11 protein-coding genes are annotated in these 8,768 nt (G+C 60.8%); 6 read left to right on the top strand and 5 right to left on the bottom strand.

Features of this window, described 5'->3' with window-relative positions:
- Positions 1–63 precede the first annotated feature (63 nt).
- Positions 64–834, bottom strand: a complete 771-nt coding sequence (locus tag ACE03M_RS03445; protein ID WP_485932756.1) for a sirohydrochlorin chelatase — start codon at positions 832–834, stop codon at positions 64–66.
- Positions 835–1,662 (bottom strand): aldo/keto reductase, encoded by an 828-nt coding sequence (locus ACE03M_RS03450; RefSeq protein WP_485932757.1) that lies wholly within the window; start codon positions 1,660–1,662, stop codon positions 835–837.
- 199 nt (positions 1,663–1,861) lie between these two features.
- Between ACE03M_RS03450 and ACE03M_RS03455 the strand changes: the two genes are divergently transcribed.
- A complete protein-coding gene (locus ACE03M_RS03455) occupies positions 1,862–2,431 on the top strand; it encodes a hypothetical protein (protein WP_485932758.1) in 570 nt (189 codons plus the stop codon).
- Here ACE03M_RS03455 and ACE03M_RS03460 read toward each other — a convergent pair.
- A complete protein-coding gene (locus tag ACE03M_RS03460; RefSeq protein WP_485932759.1) occupies positions 2,428–3,384 on the bottom strand; it encodes a squalene cyclase in 957 nt (318 codons plus the stop codon). The genes ACE03M_RS03455 and ACE03M_RS03460 overlap by 4 nt on opposite strands.
- Before the next feature lie 96 nt (positions 3,385–3,480).
- Between ACE03M_RS03460 and ACE03M_RS03465 the strand changes: the two genes are divergently transcribed.
- The gene (locus ACE03M_RS03465; RefSeq protein WP_485932760.1) at positions 3,481–4,041 is read left to right on the top strand and encodes a PadR family transcriptional regulator; all 561 of its coding nucleotides are present in this window, start codon (positions 3,481–3,483) and stop codon (positions 4,039–4,041) included.
- On the opposite strand, the gene ACE03M_RS03470 is transcribed toward ACE03M_RS03465, so the two are convergent.
- Positions 4,038–4,829, bottom strand: a complete 792-nt coding sequence (locus ACE03M_RS03470; protein WP_485932761.1) for an SGNH/GDSL hydrolase family protein — start codon at positions 4,827–4,829, stop codon at positions 4,038–4,040. The two genes, ACE03M_RS03465 and ACE03M_RS03470, sit on opposite strands and share 4 nt — an antisense overlap.
- 202 nt (positions 4,830–5,031) lie before the next feature.
- Here ACE03M_RS03470 and ACE03M_RS03475 point away from each other — a divergent pair, with 202 nt between their 5' ends.
- Positions 5,032–5,274, top strand: a complete 243-nt coding sequence (locus tag ACE03M_RS03475) for a hypothetical protein (protein WP_143924660.1) — start codon at positions 5,032–5,034, stop codon at positions 5,272–5,274.
- 352 nt (positions 5,275–5,626) lie between these two features.
- Entirely contained in the window at positions 5,627–6,187 is a 561-nt protein-coding gene (locus ACE03M_RS03480; RefSeq protein ID WP_485932762.1) for a hypothetical protein, read from the top strand.
- A gap of 9 nt (positions 6,188–6,196) precedes the next feature.
- On the opposite strand, the gene ACE03M_RS03485 is transcribed toward ACE03M_RS03480, so the two are convergent.
- Positions 6,197–6,367 (bottom strand): hypothetical protein, encoded by a 171-nt coding sequence (locus ACE03M_RS03485; RefSeq protein ID WP_485932763.1) that lies wholly within the window; start codon positions 6,365–6,367, stop codon positions 6,197–6,199.
- Positions 6,368–6,541: 174 nt separating this feature from the next.
- Here ACE03M_RS03485 and ACE03M_RS03490 point away from each other — a divergent pair, with 174 nt between their 5' ends.
- Both ACE03M_RS03490 and ACE03M_RS03495 read left to right on the top strand, forming a co-directional pair.
- Positions 6,542–7,462, top strand: a complete 921-nt coding sequence (locus ACE03M_RS03490) for a DUF4393 domain-containing protein (protein WP_485932764.1) — start codon at positions 6,542–6,544, stop codon at positions 7,460–7,462.
- Positions 7,452–7,793 carry a helix-turn-helix domain-containing protein gene (locus ACE03M_RS03495; RefSeq protein ID WP_485932765.1) on the top strand — a complete coding sequence of 114 codons (342 nt, stop codon included), beginning with the start codon at positions 7,452–7,454 and terminating at the stop codon, positions 7,791–7,793. Before ACE03M_RS03490 ends, ACE03M_RS03495 begins: the two co-directional genes overlap by 11 nt.
- Positions 7,794–8,768: the final 975 nt, after the last annotated feature.

Below are 8,768 nucleotides of genomic sequence, written 5' to 3' on the forward strand. Positions count from 1 at the left end.
TTAGTGACACATGACGACATAAGTCGAACGGTGACGATCCTGGTCGTGGAAGTTGACCCCGATTCAGAGCGCTGAGATTATCCGGTCTCGAACGACATCGACCAGCAATGGCGGGGTTTCCACGCCGTCATGGAGCAGCGGTGGCGCAAGGATGTCGCGGGAGTCAGAGATGAGCGTCGAAGTGAGATCCTGGAAGAACCCCGGCGCCAGAAGATAGCTCGAGAGCACTACGCGTGCACCAGACCCACGTTTCTGCTCAACAATCTCGCCCAAGCGGTCTCCCCCGCCGGCATGAAACCCTGCAACGACGGGCCTCGAGAGCTCATCAGCCAGAGATTCAGCCATTTCCAGGCAGGCATCGTTGGCCCTGTCGTCACTGGATCCTGCGGCCGCGAGCACCACCTGGTCCTCGTCTTCGAGGTTCGGCAGATGCTCGGCCAGGATCCGGGCAAGCCGAAGGTCCGGTCCCAGCGTCGGCGTCAGTCGGATGTCACGACTTTCGGCTCGCCCGCTGGCTTCAGGTCGGTCAGCGCCCGGCTCCGTTCGCCCATCGGCGCCTCCCGCAGCACGGACGGCTTCAGCCAGGTCGACATGCACGTGATAGCCCGGGGAGAGCAGCAACGGCACGAGGATCACCGGGGCATCAGGCGGCAGGGCCGAGAGCACCTCAGCGACATCAGGGTGCTGGACATCGACGTGGCCGAGCATCACCTCGGCGACCAGCCCTCGGCAGTGCAGGTCCTCGGAGACGGCAGAGGCGAGCGCCTCGATGACTCTGCGCCCCTCTGCTGACGAGGTGCCGTGAGAGATGAGACCGATCGATGGCAGGGTCATTCAGATCACTTCCAGTGGCATCGGCGATGCCGGGGCGGGGAACGCACGATCGATGTCAGCGCAGTCATCACTCGTCAGAACGATGTCGACCGCCGCAGCGTTGGCCCGCACATGGTCTGGCCTCGCGGCCTTGGGTATCGCGATGACATCACCGGACCGGATCACCCAGGGCAAGAGGATCTGGGCCGTGGTCGCGTCGTGACGGCGGGCCACCTCGGCGAGGGTGGGATCCTCGAGCAGGTGCCCCTGTTCCACGGGCGAATATGCCATCGTCGTGATGCGCGGTCGGCTTTCGCGGTGGGCGGGCAGGAGGTCGAACTCCGGACCCCGGCGGGACGGGTTGAGCAGGACCTGGTTGACCAGCGGCACCGCGGGCAGTTCCGCGATCTCGGCCGGGTCGAAGTTGCTCACGCCCCAGGCTCCGATGAGACCCCGTTCGCGGAGGCTCTCGAAGGCGGCAATCGTCTCCCCCGCCGGGTATGAGCCTGGCCAGTGGAGCAGGTAGAGGTCGATGTGGTCGGTTCCGAGGACAGCCAGGGACCGCTCACAGGCCTCGACCGTACCGGCTTCCGAGGCATTCGTCGGCAGCACCTTGTCGACGAGGAACACCTCATCACGCACAGGTGCGATCGCCGCTCCGACGAGATTCTCGGATCGTCCGGAACCGTACACCTCCGCGGTGTCGACGAGGCTCATGCCCAGCTCGATTCCTTCGCGCAGCGCCGCGATCTCGGTGGTTCGCTGAGCAGGATCGTCGCCGATGTGCCAGGTGCCCTGCCCGAGGAGCGGAAGGGACGCGCCGTCGGCCGTTGTCGTGGTGGGGATCATCCGGTCATCGTAGCCGAGACAGGGCCGGTGGCGGGGGTCAGGCGTCATGTGCCTGGATGGACACATGTGTCTCCGGAACTGAACAGCGAAACCCTTCGCTGTCGGTGCAGTGATGGCAGAATCGTCAATGAACGAACAACGCCCGTGGTGTCAGATGAGTCATCCCTGGCACAGATGGATTCCGATGAGGAGCAACACGATGAAACCGATGCAGAAGTCACCTTCGCGACCAGCAGCAGTCATCGCCGCGGCTGGTGTCGCATTGGCCCTGACACTGAGCGGCTGCGGCGGAGGTGATGAGAAGAAGGCTGACGAGACCGCGCAGGGGGAAGAGACCAAGGCCCCGGGTGCCATGCAGGGCGAGGCTGCTGAGACGGAAGCGCCCACAGCGGCCGGAAAGTCGGAGGCCGCGAAGCCGGAGCCCAGCAAGACCAAGTATGAGGATCCCTTCAAAGATTCCCCGAAAGCCACCTCCTGGGCCAGCGACGACGGGATCAAGGTCAACAAAGAAGGCGACGGAACGGTTCCGAAGGCATCACTTGAAGCCGACATCGACGACCTGTTCAAGAACAAGTTCAAGATGAAGGTCAAGGCGGTCGAGTGCAGAGACGACATGAAGGTCATGGACTGGTGGGGCCTGACGAGCTGCGAGGTTCAAACGAAGAAGAAGACCTACTTCGGCTCGGTCAAACTCGTCGATCACAAGAACGATATGGTCAAGTACGAGGTCAAGTTCCCCGGCCTCGACCCGAGCGAAGTCGACTTCTAGGCCGAATCCCACCATTCCAGAACTCGGGTCGCCTGGAGGGTCACCCACTTCGACGGTTCGCCTCTGGGCACGTCGATGTGGAACCAGACGTCTCCGTCGAGCCGGTGTCCCTGCAGCCAGGTCCCGTCGTCTTGACGCTGCGATCTGATGACCTCGATCGCCTCCGCCATGCGCGGATCGGGACCGGCACCTTCTGCCGCCGCCCGGAAGCAGTCCGCCGCCCGGAGGTAGTCGGCCGCAGCGAGGACGTTGTAATAGGCTCGCCGAGGATGGGCGAGGCTGAATACGCGATCGTAGAAGGGTTCCCCTGTCGAGAGCCTGCGGAAGAGCTCACGACGCAGCAGGTATTCCTCTCCTCGGGCCCTTGCGGTCGCGACCCGCTCAGCATCGCCGGTTCGCACCTGGTAGTCGAGGAGTCCGATCAGGGCATTGAGCGTGGAATGGTAAGAGGCCACCCTTGACCCTTCCACCCATTCGCAGTTCCAGCCTCCATCTTCGAGTTGATGGTCGAGGAACCAGTCGACGATCCCGTCGACATCGGCACCGAGCCACAGACCGTTCGACAGCGTCATCGCATTGATGCAGACGTCGACTTCTCCGCCCCAATAGGGCATGTCTTCGTACTCCCACCGTATGGAGGCCAGCTTCGCGACCGTTCCCTCCAACGCCGAGGCGGGAGCTCCCCAGTCTCGAAGCTGATTGAGCGCCCAAGTCGTGGCCGTCCAAGGCTGAGGCCCGTCGCCCCTGAAGTCGGACGGGAAGTACGCACCCCCGGCCCACTGCCCGTCAGCGTCCTGATGGCCGAGAAGCTCACGGCCGAATCCTTCGGTCGGCACCTGCGCCCGCGTTTCCCTCCAGACTTCTGCATCGATGCCCAACAGGTCGCGCTCGACCTGCCAGCGCAGAGCAGGGTCGGAATCCAGAAGCCAGTCGCTGAGCCGAGTGTCGATCATCGTCGATTCCCTACGGTGGGCAAGTGCGAGACCCCAGTCTACGTCCGGAACAATCAACTTTGTGATCGGTCGAGAAGCCGGGCTATGGTGTCGGCTATGGCACTTCAGGATGCGATCTTGGCCGCGATCGCGAATGGCGAGGCCTCCGGATACGACATGGCTAAGGCGTTCGACGTGACCGTCTCGAACTTCTGGGCCGCCTCGCCACAGCAGCTCTACCGCGAGCTGGACAAAATGGAGGCGGCCGGCCTCATCGAGGCCCGGGCGGTTCACCAGCAGAAACGACCGAACAAACGACTGTTCTCCCTCACCGATCAGGGCCGTACCGCTTTGCACGACTTCACGATCCGCACCCCCAAACCGACCGCCATCCGCGACGAACTGCTTGTACAGGTCGAGTCGATGGAACTCGGTGACGCCGCATCGATCAAGGCCAATGTGCACGACAAGCTCGCGGCTTCGAAGACGAAGCTGAAGAGCTACGAGCAGACTCGCAGACACCTGCTCGAGGGCCGGAGCGAGCAGGCTTACCTGGTCGAGGCCGACCACCTCGGCCCGTACCTCACCTTGGCGCGGGGGATCACCTTCGAACGGGAGAACATCCGCTGGTGTGAGTTCGTACTGGCGACACTCGCCGATCGGACAGCAGCCTCCTAGTACCCGTCGGTGACGATCGGCCCCAGCTCAGGGCGTTTGGCCACTCGACCGTCGCCTGACGACTTGCCGGTCAGCCGCCGATAGACCCAGGGTCTGACGTGCTTCCACCACCATTGTGCCTCGGTGCTGCCTGTGCGCACCGGCGCTGGCCCCTCTGGAGCACCGAGGAAGTCGAACCCGATCCGGAGTCCGAAGCTCGCAGCAGCGGCACACGCGAGCCGCTCGTGACCAAGTGTGGCCAGGTGAAGGCGATCTTCGTCCCACGCCCGGGGATCTTCGAAGACCGAATTGGTGGTATTGGTCAGCGGCAGGACTCCGTGGGTATCGACGAGGTGCTGGTAGATCGCATTGAGTCGCAGGCGACGGGTGTTGATCAGTCGTCCGGCTGGCGAGACTCCGGCGAGATTGGGGATGGGGACTACGAAGACCTCGGCGCCGGCAGAGATCAGTGGCTCGACGATCCCTGCGAGGGCTCTCTTCAGGGCGCCGAAATCGACACGGGGCCGCATGATGTCATTCATTCCGGCGGTCAGAGTCACGAAGCTGGGCCGCAACGCAAGAGCCGTCTGGATCTGCGTGTCGACGACCTGGGCTGTCTTATAACCGCGCACGGCCAGATTCGCATAGTGAATGGGCCGATGTTGTCCGTAATGCGCTGTCAGAAGTGCGGCCAGGCGATCGGTCCAGCCTCGCGGGCTGCCATCGGGCCAGGGTTCGTCACCGACCCCCTCGGAGAGGCTGTCCCCGATCGCAACGTATCGCAGCGGAAGCACGGGATCACCACTCACAGTGTCGCCGCCACCTGGACCCGACCGCACATGGGCCGACAACCGAGATCCTGCGGTCCGTGCAGATATGGAAAGACGTCTTTCATCACAGGCTCCATTAGTCAACAAGTTGAATAACGGTCATCCTAGCCTCGCTCCCGATCGCGGGTCCACCGAAAATTGGCATCCTGAAGATTCAATTATTCAGGTAACCTTGTTTTTTATGAAGGAGTCAACCTCCGAACGCCGGCGCAACCGGCGAGAAGCGATCACCCTGATGATCCTCGTCCTGTGCGTCCACTCCTGCTTCAAACTTCTCGGCTGGGGCTCACAAGATCTGTCATGGTGGCAGGTTATCTTGGTTGCCCCCGTATCCGCGGCCATCTACTGGGCCTTGTGCAGCACATTTCGGAAGTTCGCGGCGGAATTCGCACCAGAGGACGTCGCTGCGCAGCCGCACGAGTGAGCAGTGAATCAGAAGAACCCCCACCCGGCAGGTGGAGGTTCTTCTGTCAGTGTAGCGGGAGGGCGACTCGATCCCCCGACCTCACGATTCTAATTTGATTCGAACATGAGGTGGCACCGGGTGCCAATGAATGACTTTAGAAGCACTTCTGACCTGGGGCGGGACTGCGGCATGCTCATACCTGCAAGTGCTAACGCGGATACCCGAATGCGGGCCAATACGCATCGTATACGCATCATCGCCACCCCTCCTCACATTCCGTTCCGCCTCCGACTTCCACACTTGGTAACAAATTGAGAACTTAACTATCTTCGAGCGCCACTACTGCCGCTGTCCAGCATAAGATCCGATCATGCCTAGAAGACTCCTCGCCACCCTTGCGGCCGCAATCCTCGTCGTCACCGGATGCTCCTCCCCAGCAAATACAACTAAAGCCGACGCGCAACCAGCTGCTGACTCCCCAGATAGTGCAAGCACGGAAACCGCGACACCTACGGAGACCCCAACGGAAGCGACCCATACACTCGGTGACTCCATCGATCTCCCGCAAGGCGCCAGCGTTACTGCGCATGAGTACCGCGTTGTTACTGACGTTGCCGACCACAGGGTCGGCGCTATCGATATCGAGGTCTGTGTCGGCAACGAAAACACGCCAGAAGGTGTCTACGTCACCACAGACTTCTGGTCAGTGGTTTCTGATGACAACCGGCGTTACGGGCCGGCGAGCACGACGTGGCGCCACGAAGAAATCGCGCCGACTCTGGATTACGAGAACGACGTTGCCTGGGGCGACTGCCTTCGCGGATGGGTATTGACTGACGCCGACGACGACTCGAACATTACGAAGGTTCGTTATTTCAACAGCCAGTCAGAAGAGGCTGGAAACGACGAGATCATTTGGGAAGTTCCCTGACAGTCAAAGTCATTTCCTCGGCCACCACACGTCGTCCGGATGCAACCAAACGCCGAGAGTCGAGCAACGTCGGTCCTTGAGCTCGACGAAGATCGCGCCGTCGAACCCTTGCCGTGTCGCCACGCCTTCGACTCCCTCCACTCCGTCGCGCTCCCAGTCGATGCGGGCACGTACAGGCAAGGATGGGCGGTCCTGTTACGAGCCGCGGGCGCTGGCAGCGTTGCGGATCTCCTGCCAGTACCGCCAGGCAGCGGTGCCATAGTCCTCGGTCATGAGGTTATGGTGCATCACGGTACGGAAACACAGAAGGCCGCCACACGACCATCATCCGCGACGCGTGACTACACTTGGGACATGATTGATCCAGGAACTGTCGCGGGCGCGGCAGGACTGTACGCCGCCAAAGGCGCGACCGACAGAGTTGTTCGAGCGTCAGAGCAGAAGTCTGACCGATTGCAGGCCGCTCTACTCAAAGAAATGCAAGGGAGCAGCTCACTCAAAAACGCTGGCGAGCACCTGGCCGCCAGAGAGGAAATGAAACAAGGTCTGTATAACTACTTCTTGAGACCCTTGTTCTGGCTCAGTCACCGCCAGCGGAAATATTTCGAGGAGAATTTTGCCGGCGACATGGCCAAAAAGCTGGCATCAGATGACGAGGGTGACCTGATTTCGCCAGATCCAAATGTGGGCATACAAGCAATGGATGGTCTCGCATACTCCCTGGATTCTCCTGCGTTGAAAGACATGTATCTCGAGCTACTCGCTACTGCATCGAACAGTGAACAGCAGAGCGATGCGCACCCAAGCTTCGCTTCGATTATCCGTCAACTATCGCCGCGAGAAGCAGCACGGATTCCCGACATTTTTGAGCTTGAACAATTCGCATCGATCGCAAGCTTGATGCTGACCAGAAAAGGGGGTGAGCAGCAGTTCCTTGAGCGTCATGTTCCGAGCCTTCGCGACGAGACCACGAACGAGATTATCGAAGAAGCTGGATATGCAGCCATGGTTGACAACTGGGTGCGGCTTGGCCTTGTGGCGGTCACCTACGAATCTTGGGCGCCAGACGAAGGCGTCTACGATTACGTTTACAGTCGGCCAGAATATCTGAGATTGAAAGATTGGCTGAGCAATTCCGAGGACGAAGAATACGCCGGAGCATGGATCTCTGTTAGGCCGGGCCTGATATACCCGACGGATTTCGGACGACAATTTGCTCGCGCCGTACTAGATTCACGAGTGCCACAGAGGACCGGCGACGACAGTGAGCAATAGCTACATTCCGATCGGCCACGCCATACGCCAAGCACGCACAGACCTCAAGCTCAACCAGCACGAACTCTCGGACCGTCTCAATTCTCTGCACCCCGGCCACTGGAACCAGGGGAAGATCTCCCGCATCGAAGCATACGACCGGGAACTCAGCCTGCAGGAATTCATGCACATCGTGGAGGTGCTCGGCATCGACGCCCTACGCGGCACCTACGAAATTGACCAGATCCTCGGCATCGCCAGCGAATATGCACAGTCACTCAAGACAGCCATGATCGACGCGATCGACGGACTCGAATCGGCGCACAAGGCCCTCACCAATGGACTATCGTGAGCGCATGCGCTGTCGTGTGGTGTGACCGTTCCCCAGTGGCGCGTGGCCTGTGCAACCGCTGCTATGCGAGGTCCAAGCGCGGCCTTGGCCCGAACGAGACACAGCAGTACACGACGCGAGAAACCAAGTAACGTGTGCGCCACAAAGTCACGGCACGGCGCGAGGCGGAAGGGTCGATCGCTGACATTGCCGCCTCGGTGGGCGTCAACGAGTCCACATTGGGTAAGTGGTTTAGGGAAAGGGGCGTGCGGCCGGCTGCCGGCAAGCACGGTCGCTCGTTGGCGCCGAACCGGTGGAAGCCATGGACGCGGAAGATGCTGTGGTCGTGTACACGCTCACAGACCTGTCGATCGGAGAGCGGGCTGCGCTTCTCAGGCGCTCATACACGGCGGTTGCGGGGTTCGTTCGCGACTACCGGCAACGCGACTCTGATCCGTTCCGGATCAAGTAGCAATAACGAAGAGCCCCGACCCCACCGTGAGGTGAAGCCGGGGCCGTTGTGTGTCCGAGCTCAGTGCGTCGGACGGCAGGCGTCAAGCGGTGAGGCGTAGCCGAATTCGGCCACAAACTAGCTGCGCCTGCGCCTCGAGTAGATGACTGCACACCAGATAAAGGTCGATCCGACTAGAGCTGCACAAAAGACCCACGAGACAAAAACCACCATCGATTGCAAAATCCACCTGTCTTCCGTACTGAGGTAAGTCACGGTCGCGGCGATGCTAAACCCTACTGACAGAACAGACAGAGCTACCAGGGCCCAGAACAGGATCTTCGCAATGATCGATTTCATAGTCAGTTATTCTTCCCCGAACCTCTGTAATGTCCCTCGCCGAATGATCGCACGAAAGTCGAGTACAACGCAGCCTTTGAAAAGCAGTTAACCCTACGGGACGATCATCTCGACCGGCACGCATTCCTACCGACTCGCCCACACACGACAGAACGCGCCTTGAGTAATCCTCGACGGGGCAGACC

It is taken from the genome of Brevibacterium sp. AGC70, from assembly GCF_057334195.1.